This window comes from Myxococcota bacterium (genome assembly GCA_039030075.1).
GTDB lineage: Bacteria > Myxococcota_A > UBA9160 > UBA9160 > SMWR01 > JAHEJV01.
In genome coordinates this window covers 195,915-214,864 of record JBCCEW010000005.1, presented here as the reverse complement: position 1 = coordinate 214,864, position 18,950 = coordinate 195,915, and the positions used below count along the sequence as shown (strand labels likewise).

Below are 18,950 nucleotides of genomic sequence, written 5' to 3'. Positions count from 1 at the left end.
GGAAGCGGTGAACGACGCACGACGCTTCGTCCTCGTCTTCCTCGCGCTGTGGACCGCGCTCGGCGCGGTCTCGCTGGTGCGCTTCGATGCGCCCGAGTTTCGCGCCTGGGAGCATCTCTACGATCCGGACCAGCATCGCTTCGCGCCCGAGCGCCGGATCGTCATGCAGGAGATCGGCGATCTCGGCTACCGCACCTGGAACCGCGCCTGGCAGGCGCCTCGGGACACGGCGTTCACCACCGACCGCTTCGGCTACCGCAACCTGGAGGCCGAGACCCACCCGCGGATCGTCGTCATCGGAGACTCCTACGTCGCGGGTGCGGGACTCTCGGACGACGAGACGGTCACGGCCCGGCTGAGCGCGGCGCTCGGCGTGCCCGTCTACAACTTCGCCGGCGAGAATCTGAACGCGCCGGCCCTGTTCCTGCGCGAGCCCCGCTTCGGACGCCAGCCCCCCGACGTGGTCATCTGGGCGCCCGTCGCCCGGGGGATCGCGCCGCGTCCGCTCTTCTTCCGCCCCCCGGACGAGGCAGAACCGGGGCTGTTCGAATCCGTCCAGACCGCGGGCGCCGCGGTCGAGGCATCGCTCGGTCGCGTCGCCGAACGCCTCAACCGGGACAACGGGTTGGTGCGCGAGTCACGCTTCGCCCTGCAAGGAGCCCTCGCCCGTTGGCGGGGCGACCCCCTGCTGCGCACGCTGCCCTCGGGCGAACAGGTGCTGGCCCTCGACCTCGTCGACCAGGGCCTCACGACGCCGCCGGAGGCGCGGGACGTCGCCCAGTGCATCGAGATGGTGGCCGCACTCTCCCATGTCCTGCGCCAGGCGGGCGTCCGCTTCGTCTTCAGTCCGGTTCCGGAGTCGGGCACGATCTACCCCGAGCTCTTCCCCGAGGCCGAGCGGCGTGCCCGACCGACCCCGCCGTTCCTCGAGCAGCTGCTCGCCGGTGTGCGCGCACGCGGCGTCGAAGTGGTGGACCTCTCGCGCGCCTTCGAGGCATCGCGCTGGCCCTATCTCTACCTCCCGGATGACTCGCACTGGAACGCGCGCGCCACCCAGCTCGCGGCCGCCAGCTGGGCCGAGGTGCTGTCCGGGGAAATCGACCTGGCGCGCACCGATCGCTGACGCGCGCCTAACGGACGCGGCTGCGGTTCTCGGCGAGGCCGTCGAGAATCCGCGAGGCGTCGGTCACGATGAAGAGACCCTCTGCCTCGACCGTGACTTCGTCGGCGCACAGCAGCGCCCCCCGACTGGTCAGGCGGCGGCCCTCGACCCCTTCGACCCAGGCTTCGAAGCGCAGCGGGCGGTCGAGCGGCGTGGGTCGTCGATAGCGCAGCGACAGATTCGCGGTCGGCCCGGCCTGACCGCTGAAGATGTTGGCGACGTTGAACACCTGATCGAAGACGGCGGCGATCACGGCACCGTGCACGCAGCCCGGCGGGCCCTCGTAGGGCGTATCGAAGACGGCGCGGCCCACCGCTTTCGGTGGCTCCCAGTCGACCTCGACCGGCAGCGCCAGCGGGTTGTAGGGGCCGAGCACCGGGTCATAGGGGAAGAGTTGTTCGCTGGTCTCGGGCGCGCGCAGGGCGCCGTAGCGCGGCGGCGCTTCGTCGGGGAGCCCCTCGGAGAGGCGCTCCGCGAGGGACGCGACGTCGCGGGCCGCGGCTTCGGTCCAGGCGCGATCACCGGTGTTGGTCGTGACGACCCGCACCAGCGTTCGCACCGCGTCGGTGAGGGCGCGCAGCGGCTCCTCGCGCCCGGCGATGTTGGCGTGGTTGCTGGGCGACGGCGGCTTCGGCGTGCTCATCGCGCGCACTCGGGCGAGGCGGAAGGACTCCCGCGACCGCCCCGCACCGGGCTCACGTATGGACCCAGTGGCGGATCAGGTGGTGCGCGATCGCCATCGGCGGCGGGACGCCGACCTCGCTGGGCTTTCCGTCGATCGCGTCGCGCAGCGCTTGCTTCGAGAACCAGCGCGCCTCGGCCAGCTCGACTTCGTCGACCTGGAGCTCGGTCGTCTCGGCTTCCGCGACGCAGCCGAGCATCAGCGACGAGGGAAACGGCCAGGGCTGGTAGTGCAGATAATCCACGGCGCCGACCCGCACGCCCGCCTCTTCGAACACCTCGCGTCGCACCGCTTCCTCGAGCGATTCCCCCGCCTCGACGAAGCCCGCCAGCGCCGAGAACATGCCCTCGGGCCAGCCGGGTCCGCGCCCGAGCAGACACTGGTCGTCACGCACGACCACCGCAATCGCCACCGGGTCGGTGCGCGGGAAGTGCTCGGCCCCGCAGTCGACACACACGCGCTGTGCTCCGCCCTGCACGGCACGCGTCGCGCCCCCACAGACGGCGCAGTGGGTGTGACGGCCGTGCCAGTCCACCATCGTGCGCGCCTGGGCAGCGATCGCCCCGTCCGCCACGGGCAGGGTCGCCACCGCCGCGCGCAGGTCGCCGAAACTGGCCACGCCCTCCAGACCGAAGCTGTCGTCGGGCTTCTCCACGCTCGACACGTCGACGGCGAAGTGGGGCACGCCGTCGTCGAGACCGAGCAGCACCGGGTCGGGCGTCTCGAGATCATCGAAGAAGTCGCGCTTCGCCCAGGCCAGCGCCGGGGACTCCTGCTTGATGAGCGGTTGACCGCGCCAGATGGGGAGGAAGCGGCTGGCGTCGTCATTCAGCTGGGCGTCGACCCAGCCGCGCTCGCGTCGTTGGAGCGCCGCACGATCGAGCGGGCTGCCGCAGAAAGGGATCGGGTGTTCCATGGCGGGGCATCCTACCCCAGGCCCGCCGGCGGGTGCGGATCAAGCAGCGCGGGCGACGCTCGGCAGCGCGATCTGGGCCTTGCGCAGCGCCCGCAACACCCGCTGGGTGACGTCACTCGCGAAGGCCTTCTCGTGGCGCGCATCGAACACGTAGGCCTTCGCCGTGATCTCGATGACGACGCCCAGCTGCTCCACGAGCTTCATCCCGATCAGGAGCGAGATCGGCTTTCCCAGATAGCAGAAGCGCGAGCTCATCACGGCGTCGCGCACGATCTGGCTGGCCCGATCGTGGTCTGCATCGGCGTCGACGTAGAACGACATCACCACCATGCAGTCGAGCTCGCCCGCGTTCGCGCTCGCGACGGACTCGGAGAGGAACTTGTTCGACGGGATCGTCACCAGGTTGTCGTCGAGGGTGACGAGACGCACGGTGCGCAAGCCGATGTCCTTCACCTCCCCGTAGTACCCCCCGAACTGGATCCGGTCGCCCACCGAGAACGGGCGGCTGATCAGGATCGAGAGTCCCGCCACGATCGCCTCGGCGACGTCGCGCAGCAGGAACCCGGCCGCGACGGCCAGGGTGCCGGAGAGGGCGAAGAGCGCCTGGGCCGACAGCTCGAAGACGCTGCCGATGCTCGCCACGACGCCGATCGCATAGATTGCGAAACCAGCCAGCGTCGCCCCCTGCTTGATCGCCAACCGGTGGACGGTCATGCGATCGGCCAGGCCGTTCGCGAGACGATGCACGAGCCGCACGGCGATCGCGGCGCCCAGCAGCAGCAGCAGGGCCAGGGGCAACGCATCCGGGTTGAAGAAGGCGAGTGCCTCGCCCGCCGGTGCTTCGCCCGAGCTCACGCCCACGAGATCGAGCGGCGTGGTGGGCGGCACCACGTCGGCGATCGGCTGGGTGGCCGCGGCCTGGGTCTCTACGGCCGTCTCGGCCGGCGCTGCGGTCACGGGTTCGGTCTGCATCGGGGCCTCCTGGCTCACTCGAAGAGCAGGTGCTTCTTGCGCAGGGCGCGCAGAGTCTGGCGGTAGTAGTTCGCGGCGAGCGTGACGCGGTCGACGCTGCCGTCCTTCGGCACCACGAGCCCGGCCTCCCGCAGGAAGCGCACGGCAAAGCGCGCCAGGCTGTCGGAGACGTTGAGCACGCGGCGGAGCTCCTGGGTCGAGAGATTCTCGTGTTGGGTGACGGCGGCCAGGGCGAAGAGCAGCTCGTCGCTCATGCCGTCGAGTGCGTCGCTGTGGGGTTCGCGGAACGCGGACACCCGCAGCTTCTTGTCCCCAACGACCGAGAGGGAGGACAGCCACAACCGCGTCGCGATCCGCGGGTTGCCTCCGCTCGACTCGCGCAACAACCGGAAGAATCCATCCGCCCCTTCCACCAGCTCGAGACGGCCGCGGCTCTCGCGTTCGCCATCCAACAAGAGGTCGTCGAACTCGACCTCGAATCCGGTCTGCCGGTTGCGGCGGCGGATCAGTTCGCGGATGTCGTCGGCGCTCCACTTCGGCACCTCGAGCAGCCGCCGGAAGTAGTGCAATCGCGAGTGGCTCTCGTTGAGGAAGCGCCAGGTGAAGCTGTTGAAGAGCAGGATCCAGAAGATCTTGCTCGAGGTGGCGTTCACCAGCTCGACCAACGCGTCGTAGGTCTCGTAACCGCCCACCGTGCGCAGGAAGGCGTTGTGCGCCTCGTCGAGCAAGACCACGCGCTCGGGACCCGCGCACAGGCCGTCGATCCACTCCTCGAGATCGCTGGCGCCATTCACCGGCAGGTTCGGCGAGAGGGCGCGGAAGAGTTCGTCTGCCCCCATGGGCTTGCCGCGCAGGGTGTGCTGCACGACCACCAGCTCGTCGTCGACGCGCCGGGCGACCAGCGCCGCGAGGGTCGTCTTTCCCGAACCCTTCTCGCCGACGATCGCCACCGACCCTTCGCTGCGTGATTCCCGCCAGGTCGCCAGCTGCCCGAGGATCTCGGACACCACCTCTTCTCGGGGCAGCAGGACCGCGTCGTCCTCACCGAGAATCGGCCGCAGCGGGAACTCCTTCAGATACTCGTCGGGAACCTCGGGATCGCCGGCGTTCTTGCCCACGTCTTCGTTCTTCGCCGCGCGGCGAAGCCGGCGAGCGGCCAACAGTTCGGCCAGGTCCGTGCGGCGCGACAGCTCGCGCAACCCGTCGGCCAGCCGGGCCAGGAACACGCGCACCAGCGCCACCGGCGAGAGCAGGCAGCCCCAACGGGAGCGCTGCATCCAACCAGCGACGCGTACCTCGAAGGAAGGCGGCGTTTCCGCATCGGTGGTGCCGCGCGCCGCCCAGGCCTCGGCGAGCGGCACCCGCCAGCTGAACGCCTCCCAGGCCGCCCACACCCCCACCCAGAGGAGTGCGATGCCGTCGACCAGCGTGACGATCATGCCCTCGCCGATCACGAGCCGTGCGATCCCATCGAGGACGGCGGCGATCGCGATGAACCAGCCGAGGCGCGCGTAGGTCACCTCGAGCCGATCGCGGGTGACCTTGCGCACCTCGATCAGTGCCGGGCGGCCCGGGGTGATGCGCTGGGTCAGACCGAGCAACACCCGCAGCCCGAGCCAGTACCAGAGGAGCGGCGTACCCACCGTGCGCAAGACCGCGGCGGGCAGGCTGTCGGGACCGAGGATTGCGAGCGCCAGTCGGAAGGCCACGTAGGCGAATACGACGGGCAGCACCGACTCGAACAGGCCCGACCAACGCACGATGGTGCCGTAGCGAATGCCCACCCGGTTGCGCGCTGCGCGCGCCGTGGCGCGAACCCCCGCCACGACGATCGCCCCTGTGGATCGCCGCGCGAACCACCAGGCCGCGAACACCCCGAGCAACCCCAGCAGCCGCATGAGCGCAGCGCGGCCGCGTTCGGAAGCGAAAAGCGCCGTGACGCTCGGCACCTCGTCGCGTAGGTCCTCCCAGTCGCGGCTCATCCGGCCCCAGGCCAGCCCCGCCTCGGCGCGCACGTCGCGCAGCACGGTGCTCGACAGGGCGTAGGCCTCGCGATGCACGGCGGGCGAGGACAGCCCCGAGAGCACGGTGACGACTTCGTTCTCGAACGCGAGCCGCCAGCCGGCTTCGGCACGAGCGCTGGCGAGCAGCTCGGCATCGAGCTCGGCGAGGAGCTCGGCGACGGGTTCCGCCAGCCCTGCCGCCGCCGCGACGGTGCCCACGCGACGCGGATCCGGCAGCAGTGCCTGCGCCCGGGCGTTCGTGCGATCCAATCGCTCGGGATCGACACCGAGCTCCGAGCGCGACACGCCGCGCTGTAGCTGTCGCTGGGCCTCGATGTGACGCAGGAAGAGCGTGTCGATGCGTTCCGCGTGGTCTTCGGCGCGCAGGGTCACGAAGACCGTGCGACGCAACTCGCGCGCCTCGGTCTCGAGCCGACTGGCGAGACGCTCCTGGGCGTCGGCCACCTGGCGCAGCCGGGCAGCGCGATCCCGCAGGCCCTCCGCCGAGGCCCCGAAGACACCGGCCACGCGCCGGGCCTCGGTGACGAAGCCGACCAGTGCCCCCGAGCGCAGACGCAGCTGCAGGTCGTCGAGACGACCCGCCGTTTCGTCGAGGGCCCCCGCGAGCTCGCGCTGGGCCAGACTCTGCTCGCGCAGCATCGGCCGCGACTCGGCGATGCCCGGCAGGATGCGCAGGGCGGCCTCGGGCATGTCGTCGAGTCGCGCGAGCAGCGGCTCGAGGTAGGCCACGCGCGCGGCGGCGATGTCGCGCTGGAGACGCAGACTCACCTGCTCGCCGTGCAACACCTCGCGGCGCTCCTCCCGCTCGGCCCGCGCCCGCTCGCGCTCCGGTTTCCGCCCCGGGTCGGGCAGCGCGGCGGCCGCGCCCGGGTCGTCCTCGCCCGCGAGTTCGCTGTCCGGGTCGACGGGGGGAGCCGACGGTTCGGGTACGTCGTCCGACGGCACCTCGAGACCGGCCAGCACCTCGCTCGCCGCTCGGAGTTGCGCGTCGAGGGAGGCCAACTCATCGCGGAGCCCGGCCAAACGCCCTTCGATCGCCCGCGGCTGGTCGAGGGGGACCGCGAAGAGGCTGGCAACGCCGGTCTCCGCCGGCAGGGCACCGCGGTTGAGCGCGCGCAGGCTCTCGAGCAGCTCCTGCTGCAAGAGCGGACCGGGGTCGGCGCTGGACGACGCGGCGGACTCCTGGGCGCTGGCAACGCCGGCCACCCACCACAGCAGCACCAGCAGTACCGCGCCACGACCCGCTCGGGGGGCAACGGTCACGACGCGTGCGGTTCGCTCGTACCCATGCGAATGCCAGAGTCGCATCGCAGTGTCGCTCCCGTAAAGCCGCTATTCCGCGAGCAGGCGAGCCACGATGGCATCACGGGCGGTCGGCGCGTCGACGGCCGTGGCCACCCGCATCTCGGCACCGAGGTTCGGGTCCGTCGTCTCCTGGGTGCGCAACACACCCCCTGCGATCGTTGGGACGATGCGCAGCGACTCGAAGTGCAGGCAATCCGGGTCGATCAGCGCCTGGACGGTCAGGGGGTCGTGCAGGAACGACACGTTGTCGTCCGTCAGCGTGCCGCCCATCCCCGTGAAGATCTTCCGCTGGACGGGGTTCCAGTAGTCGATCTGACGGGCGAGCTCACGGGTGAGTGCCGAACCCTGGCGCAACCGCTCCAGGTCTTCCTCGCGCAGCCAGGTCTGGAGGGTGACGTCGGCCGTGACCAGGGTGGTCTCGAAGCCCGCCCCCAGCACGCTCATGCTCGCCTCCGGATCCGAGCAGAGGTTGTAGTCGATGCCGAAGGGGCACACGAAGTCGCCCAGCCGGGCCTCGCGCACGTGGCCTCCCATGATCGTCACCCGGGCGCGCTCGGGCAGGCCGGGGTCGAGGGCGAGCGCCCGTGCGAGATTCGTCATGGGACCGACCATGAGGATCTCGAGACCGGGATGTTCCTGGGCTGCCCGCACGATTCGTGTCGCCGCCTCCTCCGAGGAGAATGCGGTGGGCTGGCCGGGAGTCACACAGTCCGCTTCGTAGCCGAACCAGTTGAACTGCTGGTCGCTGCGGTTGAGCCCGCCCGCCGACCCGGCACACACGTCGACGCCGCCGCGGCCGGCGAGGGCCAGCAGCGAGGCGGCGATCTCCGCGCGGACGGTGGGTCGGCTCGACACCGTGGTCACGGCCACGAGTTCCAGCCGCTCGGACGCCTGCAACAAGAGCCCGAGAGCCACTGCGTCGTCGCAGTCGCTGCCGATGTCGGTGTCGAACAGAACCGGCCGCAAGGGCGACTCGGACTAGCCCAGCAGTTCGAGGGTGGACGCCCGGATGCGCGCGGTGCGATCCGCATCGCTCTCGGGCTCGATTCGCTCGTCGGGCTCGATGCGCAGGATCCGCTGGCCCTTGGCCACGACCGCGCCGTCCTTCCCGTCCATCAGACACTCGACGACCGTGCCCGAGAACGGGGCCAACACCTTGTTGAACATCTTCATCACCTCGATGATGAAGAGCGGCTGACCCGCTTCGAAGTGCGCTCCGACCTCGACCATCGGCGGCAGGTGCGGCGCTTCCCTGGAGTAGAAGGCACCGCCCATCGGCGTCACGATCTCGTCGGCGCTCGCCGGCGGCGGCGGCGCCAGTGCCTTGGTGAAATCGGCTGCGGCGTCCGCGTCGAGGAACTTCTCGGGGAAGACGACCTGCAGCGTGTCGTCGACCTGAATCTCGGAGAAGCCGGAGCGCAGACCGATGCGCGGGATCACGAGCAGCAACTCGAGCCCGGCCTGATGTCCCTGATGCGCCGCCTGGCACGCCTGCCAGAGCGCGTCGTCGCCGTCGGCGAGACGATCGTCCCGCGATCCGGCGAAGAGCGCGTTCAGGCCCTCGGCGTCGCGTACCCCGGTGCGCTCGGCCACGTCGGCGTAGAACGCCTCGGCCGCGGCCAGGAGATCCTGGTCGTCGTCCCAGATGCGCTCCGACGGCGGGTTCTCCTCGTTCTCCTCCATGTGGAGGTAGTGATAGAGCTCGCGCAGGAAGCGGACCGGATTGTCGGCGAATACCGGCTCGTCGCCCTGGGTCTTCCAGAGCGTGCCTTCGAAGCGGCCGAGGAAGCCACCCAGCACGTGGGCGTTCGCGAGCAGTCGCTCGAGCGGACGCACCAGGAGGTTCTGCTTCTGACCGAGGACGCCGCGCGCCTCCGCGTCGCCCTCGCGCTTCGCGAACTCGCGGGCGGCGAGTTCGAGATCGACGCCGCGCGCCAGCTGTTCGAGCGCGCCGACCGCCGCCAGGTACGACTGCATGAAGCGTGTCGTGGGCTCGGCCATCGGGTCCTTGCCGAGGAACCAGTTGATCAGGCCGTAGTGAACGGGCGTGTTCGTCTGGAGGTCGTCCCCGCGGAGTTCCATCCGGCGGAGCACCTCGGCCATCCGCTCGTAGTTGTGGGTGCGGTTCTCACCGTCGGTGAGGAGCAGCGCAACGTTCGAGTCGTAGGCGCCGGCCAGCGAGTAGTAGACGAAGGACCCAGTGTCGGGGTTGCGCTCGCCGATGCCCTGATCGAAGCGGATCTCGCCCTGGATCGGCGCCGACCAGCTGCGAATCAGGCCGCCCGCGTGGGGCTGCAGCGCCTGGTTCGTGGCGTTGATGCGGACCTCGACGCCCGACACGTACCGCACCACCCGCTCGGGCTTCGGCAGACGCTTGCCGTGCACCGCGAGCAGCGCCATCGCCTCGATCAGGTAGTCGACGTAGAAGCAGTCGGCCGCGTCGTTCGGGTTCGTGAACTTCAGGCGGTAGGCGAGCTCGGTGACGCCGTGCTCCACCTGGATCCGCGTGTTCATCTCCATGAAGAAGTGATTGAAGCCTTCGACGATGCACTCGAAGGTCGAGACGCTGTCGAGGCCGGTCGCCTCGCCGAACTTCGCGCCCTCGTTCTCCATGCGCTCGAGGGTGCCCTTGTCACCCGCGAGGATCTCCGCGGTCTTGCCGCTGGTGCGCGCAATCTCGGCGTCGAGGAGCTCCTGGGTGAGCGACACCTCCACCAGCTTCTGCTCGTGCATCTGCACCGAGCAGTCGCGTCCGCCGAGCGAGATGCTCCAATCGCCGTTGCCGATCAGCTGGATCTCGTTGTGGCGGGTGCTCTCGAGGTTCAGCTCGACCAGGAAGTTCCGGTTCGACCCCGGCGGCAGCACCTTCGATTCGGCGAGGATGTCCATCACCGCCGAAGGGATCTCCTCGGAGCTCGAGACGACGCGCTGTCCCTTTCCACCGCCACCGCCGATGTGCTTGAAGCGGATGCGATTGTTCGGGTACTCGCGCCACATCTCGCGGCACTCGCGGTCGGCCTGGGCCTGGAGCTCCTCGATCGTCACCAGCTCGACGGTCTTCCCGTAGCCGGCCTGGAGCAACGCTTCGGCGTTCTCCTCGAGGGAGATGCCCTCGTCGAAACCGAACTCGAGATCGTGCTGGCTCGCGAGCACCTCGAGGCCCGAGCGATCGCCGGCCCGCTGTAACAGCGCGCGCGCCGAAATCGTGTCGACGCCCGGGATGACCGAGTTGCCGAGGCTGCGCGCAAGCTTCTTGGCCTCGTCCTTTGCGCCCGCCTGGCGAACCACGCCGGACGAGGGGCCCATGAAGAGAACCCCCGATGCTTCGATCGCCTCGATGAACTCGGCGTCTTCGGCCATGAAGCCATAGCCGGCAAAGATGTGGGTGTAGCCGTGGGCGCGGGCGATCTCGACGATCTCCGCGATGCGCTGCTGCTTCTCTTCCTGGCCGACGCCCATGTAGTCGGGCACCCGGTGGACGTTCGCCGGGAACTTGAAGTTGCGCAGCTCGGGCGCCAGACAGCGCGGGTAGATGACCGAGTCCTTCTCCGACAGCAACATCCCGTACTCGCGGATGCCGATCGCGTCGAAGATCTCGAAGGCCTCCAGGCGAACCGGCCCGCGGCACACCACCAGGCACTTGATGTCCGACGGGTCGAAGGAGCGAATCCACTCGGAGGGGCTGTCCGCGTAGGCCACGGTTTCGAGGCTCTTGTCCAGCACCTATTCGAACTCCCGCTGCACGCCGCCCATCGGGGAGGGTTCGTACGTCCGCATCAAGAAGTCGAGGTTCTGCGCCAACACTCGGCGACTCGTCCCGGGCATCACGACGCGAGAGACCGAACCCAGCGACAGCGCTTCCTTCGGATTCATCAGGTCGGCCTCGTACCGGTCCGAGAGGTCGGCCAACCCGGCATCGCGGGCCTTCGCCGCAGCTTCCTCCGAACCGCCGTCGGCCACCGCCTTGCGGTAGGTCGCGTCGAGCGCCCGGATCTCGTCCTTGTAGACGAAGTCCTTCCCCGCCGGCCCCATCACCGCGATGCGCGCCATCGGCATGGTGAAGACCATGTCCGCGCCCACGAAGTAGGAGTTGTAGGCCGCGTAGGCGCCGCCGAATGCGTTGCGGATGATCAGCGTCATCGACGGCACGCGCACGTCGATGATCGAGTCCAGCAGGCGCCGTCCCTCGAGGATGATGCCACCCGACTCCTGCTCCGAGCCGGGCAGGAAGCCCGTGGTGTCCTCGAGGAACACCAGCGGGACGTTGTAGAGATTGCAGAAGCGGATGAAGCGCGTGCCCTTGCGCGCCGCTCCGATGTCGATCTGGCCCGAGGCCACCGCCGAGTTGTTCGCGACGAAGCCCACCACGTGGCCACCGATGCGACCGAAGGCCGTCACCAGGTTGCGCGCGCGCGCCGGCTGAAGCTCGAAGTACTCGCCGTGGTCGCAGATCTGCTGCATGAACAGCGTGATGTCGAGCGGCGAGTTCATCCCCGCCGGCTGGTTGAAGGTCCGGCGGAACAGGATGTCTTCCTCGATCGTGAAGCGATCGATCGGGTCCGAAGTCTCGCTGAAGGGGGCGAGGCTCCGGTTGTTGTCGGGGAGGTACGAGAGCAGTCGCAGCGCCGTGCGCAGGGCGCCGAGCTCGTCGTCGGTGGTGAGATCGGCGACGCCGTTCATGCCGTGCACACCGGGGCCGCCCAGATCGTCGGCCGAGACGTCTTCGCCGAGCACGCTCTTCACGACGCCGGGGCCGGTGAGGCCGATGAAGGTCTCGCCCGCCTGCACGACGAAGGAACCCTGACGCGGCAGGTAGGCGCCGCCGCCCGCGTTGTACCCGAACATGAGGGAGATGCTGGGCACCCGGCCGCTGATCTTGCGGAGCGCGGTGAAGGCCTCGCTGTAGCCGTCGAGACCGCCGACACCGGCTGGCACGAAAGCGCCTGCCGAGTCGTTCATGCCGATCAGCGGGATGCCGCGCTCGGCCGCCATGTAGATGAGTCGGGCGAGCTTCGCGCCGTTGGTGGCGTCCATCGAGCCGGCGCGCAGCGTGAAGTCGTGGCCGTAGACCGCGACGTCGCGGCCGCCGATGCTGAGGATCCCGGTGACGATCGATGCGCCGTCGAGACTCGGGCCCCAATTCTGGTAGAGCAGGTTCGGCTCTTGGTCGGTGAGCACGCGAATGCGCTCGAAGACCGTCATGCGCTGCTTTGCGTGCTGGGTGCGAACCCGGGCGGGACCACCGCCGCGCATCGGGCGTTCGAGCAGCTCGGATCCCAGGGCGATCGCGTCGTCGTAGTGGGTGGCCGGTGCCGCAGCTGCGGCGATCGGCCCCGACGCGAGCGGATTGTCGAGTCGGTAGCGGGGGAGTGTCGCGTCCATGCTCAGGGGGTCGGCGTGGAGCCGAGGTTGGGGGAGGCCGGCCGGCAGGGTCCGGGCGTGACCACCCTGGTTAGCATGGGAGCGGCTCGGGCGCCTCGGGGCCCAGGGCGTGTCCAGAGAGCGCCAGCGGGCCGCCGGGCAGGCCCCCCGGGATCGTCCTAGAGCTGGGCGACAGTCTCTTCGAGGCGGTGGCGATACTCGGCCAGATCGAGCTTGGTCCGAGCCACGCCGCTCTCGATCGCCGCCTGGGCGACGGCCAGGGGCACGTACATCAGGATCCGCGGGTCGAAGGGCTTCGGGATGATGTAGCTCGGCCCGAAGTCGAAGACGTCGTTGGGATAGGCGTCGCGAACCACCTTGGGCACCGCCTCGCCACGCACCGCGAGCTCGGCCAGGGCGTTCACCGCCGCCAACTTCATCTCCTCGTTGATGCGCCGTGCCCGGACGTCGAGGGCGCCCCGGAAGATGAACGGGAAGCCCAGCACGTTGTTGACCTGGTTCGGATAGTCCGACCGGCCCGTGGCCATGATCGCATCGGGACGCACGCGGCGGACGATGTCCGGCGAGATCTCGGGATCGGGGTTGGCCATCGCGAAGATGATCGGCTGCTCGGCCATCGAGAGGACCATCTCTTCCGAGACCACGCCGGCCTGAGAGAGGCCCACGAAGACGTCGGCCCCCTCGAGGGCCTGCGCGAGCGTGCGGGCCTCGTTCGGCCAGGCCCATTCGGCCTTGTAGGGGTTCATCCCCTCGGTCCGGTCCGCGTGGATCACCCCTCGGCTGTCGCAGAGCACGATGTTGCGGTCGGGGACGCCCAGGTCGCGGTAGAGGCGGGCGCAGGCGATGCCGGCCGCTCCCGCGCCGTTGACCACGACCTTGAGTTCGCCGATCTGACGGTCGGTGAGCTGGCAGGCGTTGATCAGGGCGGCGCCCGAGATGATCGCGGTGCCGTGTTGATCGTCGTGAAAGACTGGGATGTCGAGCAGCTCGATCAGGCGCGACTCGATCTCGAAGCACTCGGGAGCCCGGATGTCCTCGAGATTGATGCCACCAAACGTGGGCGACAGGAGCTCGACGGTGCGCACCATTTCGTCGACGTCCTGGGTGTCGAGCTCGATGTCGAAGACGTCGATGTCGGCGAAACGCTTGAAGAGGACCGCCTTCCCCTCCATGACCGGCTTGCCGGCCAGGGGTCCGATGTTGCCGAGGCCGAGCACCGCGCTGCCGTTGGTGATCACGGCGACCAGATTGCCGCGCCCGGTGTAGCGGAAGGCCTCGTTCGGATCGCGGGCGATCTCCCGACACGGCTCGGCGACGCCCGGCGAGTACGCGAGGGAGAGATCTTCCTGGGTCTTCGTCGGCTTGGTCGGGCTGATCTTCAGCTTGCCCGGCCGACCATCGGAGTGATAGGCGAGTGCCTGCTCTCGGGTGATCACGGCAGTCCTCGGAGAAAAGACGGGGCGGGTGGACCCCGCCCCGTCGGACCCGACAGCGTATCAAGTAAACCGCGGTTATCCATCCGCGCGTAGGGCGAGGCTCCGGCGCGGTCCAAGCGGACCGCGCGGATCACCGCACCAGGGCGCGGTGGGCCCGTGGCGCGTCGCGGCTCAGGCCTGGTATCCCATCGCAGCCGAGAGCTCCTCGGCCGCCGTGACCACCTGGCGACGCAGGTCGCCGGCGACGCCCTCCTCGCCGCAGCGGAAGAGCGGGGCCGACACCGAGAGCGCGGCCACGACCTCGCCGTCTTCCGAGTGGATCGGCGCGGCCGCGCAGCCGAGGCCGACCTCGAACTCGCCGAGGTCGAGGGCGTAGCCGTGGCTGGCCACGCTGTGGAGGTGCTCGAAGAACTTGTCTCGGTGCTCGATCGTCTTCGACGTGCGCTGAGGGAGCTTCCCGCGGGAGACGATCGCCTCCTCGAAAGAGCCCCACAGCCGCTCGGGCGAGCAACCGAGCAGGACCTTCCCGAGTGCGGTGCAGTGGAGCGGCGCGCGGCGTCCCGTCCGCACCCCCGTGGTGATCTCACGCTGGGGAGCGCGGCCGTCGAGGTGCACGACCTCGAACCCGTCGCGCACGGCCAGGTGCACCGTCTCCCCGGAGGCTTCGAGCAGCTTCGCGAGGACCGGACGCCCGCGCTCGAGGAGCGGACGCGCCCGAGAGAACGCCTGCCCCAGGGCATGGCAAGCCAGGCCGAGGCGATAGCGATCGGTGGTGGGACACTGCTCGATGTATCCCGACTGCTCGAGCGTGGCGAGAAGTCGGAACACGTTGTTCTTGTGGAGGCGGAGGCGCCGCGCGAGTTCCGCGACACCGATTTCGTCTTCCTCACGGAAGGTGTCCAACAATCGGAGTGCATTGGACACGGTCTGGATGGCGTAGTCGCTCTTGGGCTTCTTCGACACGGTGGGTCGTCCTTCACCCTTCAGCCGCGATTGAACCCTCCGACAGTCGGCGCGCAGGGAAGGGGGGCACCTGCGTCGCCCTGTACCCGGAGGGCACCCGAACCTGCTTGGCTCGGGCCCCGTGTGTGATGTGCTCGCTTCGGTGCGCCTCCCAACCCTCGGAACGCGGGTCGCGCCGGCACGACGCGCGAGGCGTCGAGGCTGCGGACCCCGTAGGAAGGGTGGGACAGGGTCGATTCCGCGCAGCGAACGCGGCCGACCCGGACCGAACGAGCCGTTTCGGTTCGGAGGTTCGAGGGCCAGCACGGATCGGAGGTGATCCGTGTGCTGTGTCGTGCTTCCCGCTTCAACGTAAGACTCAACGCAACTTCCGCGACACAAGCAGGTTTGGAATCTCCGCCGACGCACCAGATGCGCCGCTGCGTTCCAGACCTTTTGACCCCGAGACGCTCCCGCTTCCGATTCTTGCGGCGATTCCTCTGGCAGGCCCGGTCGACCCGGCTTCAGGTTCACTCAGAAGTCTCTGAGGAATTCGAAGCGCTCCGACCTGTGGTTTCCTGCTCTCAGATCTTCGGTGCTTGGGCCACGGGCTCGGAGTGGAACTCGGAGTCAATCCCGGTGGCGACCGAAGTCGCAAGGTGCTTGGTGGTTTCTCGCCGCACCGTCGGTGGAGGCCCTTTCCTGCGAGTTGTTCGAGGCTCGAACATGCCTCACACCGACGACGATCTGTGTCCGCAGCGTGCCGCTGCGTTCGCAAACCTAGTTATCGCAGCGCCGTGAAACGTGTCAACGCTCTCGTGAAGATTATTTCGCAGTTTCGTGCAGATTCACGAAAGACACGTTCTTGTGTATACCCGGACGGGTGAACCACACCGACGGTAGGCGACTTTTCGACGTTCCCCGACGGAACGGAGCTAGGACGCGGACTCGTCGGGTTCCTCGCTCGCGCGATCTTCGCCTTCGCTGGCGAGCAACTCGAGGACGAGGATGCCGACGCCGGTGACGATGAACGCATCGGCGAGGTTGAAATCCGGCCACGAGAAACCGCGCCAGAGTCTGAAGTGCAAGAAGTCGACCACTTCGCCACGCGTCACGCGATCGATCAGGTTTCCGACGGCACCCCCGAGGATCAAACCCAACGCGAGCGCGGACAATCGATCCCCCGGGGCCAGCTGTCGGAAGAACGAGAACACGATGAACAGCGCCACGATCGACACACCGATGAACAAAGTGAGTCGGATCTGAGGATCGCTATCGGCGAACAGCCCGAACGCGGCGCCCGGATTACGCACATGGGTGAGGTAAAAGAACCCCTCGATCACGGGAATGCGATCGGCGTAGGTGAGATTGCGGTCGACCAGGATCTTCGTGATCAGGTCGAGCGGCAGGGCGATCGCGAACGCAACCGCGGTGAACCAGTGCTTCGGGGTCATCGGCGCGCGAACCGTATCACGCGGCTACGCGCGCAGCTATCGGATCACGCGCGCGACACCGACCGCTGGGAGACGCGGGGTTCGCCGGACCGATCCTCCGCCGGCCCTTCGGGGCGAAGCCCGGGGGCCGAGCGTGGCGGAACCCCTGCGCGCGCGAGTCTGGCGTCAGATGCGTTCGCGGAGCCAGCGCATGAAGCGGCGGTGGATGCGCCGCTCGTCGCCATCGGCCCCGTCGGGGCACACCCCGGTGGGGAGCGTCCCGGGGAGGAACACCTCGGTGCGGCGTTCGGGGCAATCGGCGAGGGCGAGTGCACCCGACGACGGGGCGATCTCGGCTTCTTCGAGATTCTTCGGCCTGCGGAAGGCACCGCGCACCCGGCCCCCCGTCGCCCCCCGGATGAAGTCGCGCCAGATCGGAAGCGCACCCGAGCTGCTGGAGAGTCCGACGCTGCGCGGATCGTCGAAGCCCACCCAGACGACGGCGACGACGTCGGGGGTGAACCCCACGAACCACAGGTCCTTCTCGGCATCGGTGGTCCCGGTCTTCGCCGCGATCGGTCCGCGCAGGCCGCCGCGGCGAACGGCCGCCGCCGTCCCGCGGGTGGCGACGCCTTCGAGCAGCGACGTCGCGAGGTAGGCCGTCCCCGCGTCGAGCACACGCTGGTACCTCATCTCGCGCCGCTCCAGGACTGCCTCCTCCTGGTCGACGACGTCCTCGATGGTCTGGGTCTCGGGACGCACGCCGCCGTTCGCGATCGTCGCGTAGGCGCGCGCCAGTTCCAGCGGGGAGATCTCGGCGGTGCCGAGCGCCAGGCTGGGAACCGCCGGCAGGGTGCTCTCGATCCCGAGACGGCGCGCCACCCGCACCACCTGGCGCAGCCCCACCTCGTCGGCCAGCCGGACCGTGGCCACGTTCAGGGAACGCTCCATCGCTTCGCGCACCCCGACCTCGTCATTGAAGGTCCCGTCGTGGTTCTGGGGTCGCCAGCGCCCTTCCGGCGTCTGCAACTCGAGGGGCGAGTCGTCGAGCACACTCGCCAGTGTGATCGCCGGACCGCTCCCGCGCGGTTCGAGTCCCGCGATGTAGACGAAGGGTTTGAAGACGCTGCCGGGCTGCCGCTTCGCTTGCGTGCAGCGATCGAACTGCGAGCGTCGGTAGTCCCGTCCGCCGACCAGCGCCAACAACTCGCCGGTCTGGGGCCGCAACGCGACCAGGCACCCTTGCAGCTGTCGCTTGGGATCGTCGCTCACCAGCTTCGGTCGGCGCTTCTCGATGCGCGCCAACCCCTCGCGCAGCGCGTCCGCCGCGATGCGCTGCAGGCGATGATCGAGGGTCGAGTAGATCCGCAGGCCCGCTTCCGTGAGCTGGGACTCCCCGTAGGTATCGCGGAGCTGGCGGTGCAAGTGATCGAGGAAGAAACGCGTGTCGCCGGATTCCGTCGTGACGCGCGCCAATCGCAGAGGAGTACCGACGGCCCGCGCGTGGTCGACCTCCTCGAGTCGCCCTTGTTTGTGCATCAGGTCGAGCACCAGGTCGCGACGTTTGCGCGCACGCTCCGGGTCGCGATGGGGGGAGATCCCGTTGGGGCTCTGGATGATCGCCGCGATCAAGCCCGACTCGGCCACCGACAGTCGCGACGCCGGTTTCCCGAAATACAGGCGCGCGGCCTCGCCGACGCCGTGCACCGCCGTGGCACCGCGCTGCCCGAGGTAGATCTCGTTCAGGTACGCCTCGAGGATCGCGTCCTTCTCGTACCGGGCTTCGACCAGCAGGGCCATCACCGCTTCGGTGAGCTTCCGCTGAAAGGTGCGCTCGGGAGACAGGAAGAAGTTCTTCACGAGCTGCTGGGTCAGCGTGCTGCCGCCCTGGGCGACCCGACCCGCCCGCAAGTTGGCGAGCAGGGCGCCCACGATCCGGCGCACGTCGATCCCGGCGTGGCTCTCGAAGCGCTGGTCTTCGACGGCCAACACCGCATCGACCAGATGCTCGGGCAGATCGTTGAGACGCACGAGTTCGCGCTGCTCGCGCGACGGTCCGTAGTAGGCCCCGAGGTGCTCGGGCTCCAGGAGCACCGCACCCAACTTGCTGCCGCCGTCGTGCTCCCGGATGTCGCGGATCGTCGTCTTTCCCAGGCGCAACACCACGTCGCGGGCGGGTTCGGGGCGTGACGGGTGGGCGAAGGCGCGCAGGTGGACCCGCAGCTCCGAGTCGCTCCACACGAACTGCCCCCGAGGAAGCCGCTCGCGCGGATCGGTTTCCCGGTAGCCCAGCCGCTCGAGGGTCTCGCGCAGCCCGAAGGCCTTCCACGGGAAACCCGGATACAGGATGGTCGGCGCCGAGTAGACGCGGGAGGGCACGCGGAACTGGACGTGGTCGAGCCGAGCGCGGACCTGCCGGTCGAGGGCCAGCACCGCACCGACGCTCACGAACCCGGCCGTGAACGACACGATCAGCACGGCCCAGCCGACCGCGCGCATCCAGCGCGGCGACGCCGGACGAGCCGGCTCCCGGCGCTTCCCGCCGCGCTTGCGCGCCTTCGACGCGCTCGCCTTGCGCGATCCCGAGCTGCGACGTCCCCCGCCTGCCACGCCCTCTCCCAGCCGAAGCCGCGACGGTAGGAGACCGCGGGCGCCCCCGCGAACCGAAAGCGTCCGAGGTTCGGCTGCTTGCGAAG

At 69.1% G+C, this 18,950-nt stretch carries 11 protein-coding genes and 1 pseudogene; 1 reads left to right on the top strand and 11 read right to left on the bottom strand.

Features of this window, described 5'->3' with window-relative positions:
* Positions 1-7 precede the first annotated feature (7 nt).
* Positions 8-1,123, top strand: coding sequence for a hypothetical protein (locus tag AAF430_07620; protein ID MEM7410083.1), 1,116 nt, complete (start codon positions 8-10; stop codon positions 1,121-1,123).
* Positions 1,124-1,130: 7 nt separating this feature from the next.
* On the opposite strand, the gene AAF430_07615 is transcribed toward AAF430_07620, so the two are convergent.
* The 11 genes and pseudogenes from AAF430_07615 to AAF430_07565 form a co-directional block, all read right to left on the bottom strand.
* Positions 1,131-1,805 carry a PaaI family thioesterase gene (locus AAF430_07615; protein ID MEM7410082.1) on the bottom strand — a complete coding sequence of 225 codons (675 nt, stop codon included), beginning with the start codon at positions 1,803-1,805 and terminating at the stop codon, positions 1,131-1,133.
* Between the two features lie 52 nt (positions 1,806-1,857).
* Positions 1,858-2,760, bottom strand: coding sequence for an NAD(+) diphosphatase (nudC, locus tag AAF430_07610; protein MEM7410081.1), 903 nt, complete (start codon positions 2,758-2,760; stop codon positions 1,858-1,860).
* A 39-nt stretch (positions 2,761-2,799) separates the two neighbouring features.
* Complete coding sequence (locus tag AAF430_07605; protein MEM7410080.1) at positions 2,800-3,732, bottom strand: mechanosensitive ion channel domain-containing protein; 933 nt, start codon at positions 3,730-3,732, stop codon at positions 2,800-2,802.
* A gap of 14 nt (positions 3,733-3,746) precedes the next feature.
* Positions 3,747-7,064 carry an ATP-binding protein gene (locus tag AAF430_07600; protein ID MEM7410079.1) on the bottom strand — a complete coding sequence of 1,106 codons (3,318 nt, stop codon included), beginning with the start codon at positions 7,062-7,064 and terminating at the stop codon, positions 3,747-3,749.
* 24 nt (positions 7,065-7,088) lie between these two features.
* The gene (locus AAF430_07595) at positions 7,089-8,027 is read right to left on the bottom strand and encodes a nucleoside hydrolase (GenBank protein ID MEM7410078.1); all 939 of its coding nucleotides are present in this window, start codon (positions 8,025-8,027) and stop codon (positions 7,089-7,091) included.
* A gap of 12 nt (positions 8,028-8,039) precedes the next feature.
* Positions 8,040-10,784, bottom strand: coding sequence for a biotin/lipoyl-containing protein (locus AAF430_07590; protein ID MEM7410077.1), 2,745 nt, complete (start codon positions 10,782-10,784; stop codon positions 8,040-8,042).
* Entirely contained in the window at positions 10,785-12,314 is a 1,530-nt protein-coding gene (locus AAF430_07585) for a carboxyl transferase domain-containing protein (GenBank protein MEM7410076.1), read from the bottom strand.
* A gap of 317 nt (positions 12,315-12,631) precedes the next feature.
* Positions 12,632-13,879 (bottom strand): annotated as a pseudogene (locus AAF430_07580) (malic enzyme-like NAD(P)-binding protein).
* A 171-nt stretch (positions 13,880-14,050) separates the two neighbouring features.
* Positions 14,051-14,842: an IclR family transcriptional regulator gene (locus tag AAF430_07575; GenBank protein ID MEM7410075.1), complete on the bottom strand. Its 792-nt coding sequence runs from the start codon at positions 14,840-14,842 to the stop codon at positions 14,051-14,053.
* A gap of 914 nt (positions 14,843-15,756) precedes the next feature.
* Entirely contained in the window at positions 15,757-16,275 is a 519-nt protein-coding gene (gene lspA / locus AAF430_07570; GenBank protein ID MEM7410074.1) for a signal peptidase II, read from the bottom strand.
* A gap of 165 nt (positions 16,276-16,440) precedes the next feature.
* A complete protein-coding gene (locus tag AAF430_07565; protein ID MEM7410073.1) occupies positions 16,441-18,864 on the bottom strand; it encodes a PBP1A family penicillin-binding protein in 2,424 nt (807 codons plus the stop codon).
* Positions 18,865-18,950: the final 86 nt, after the last annotated feature.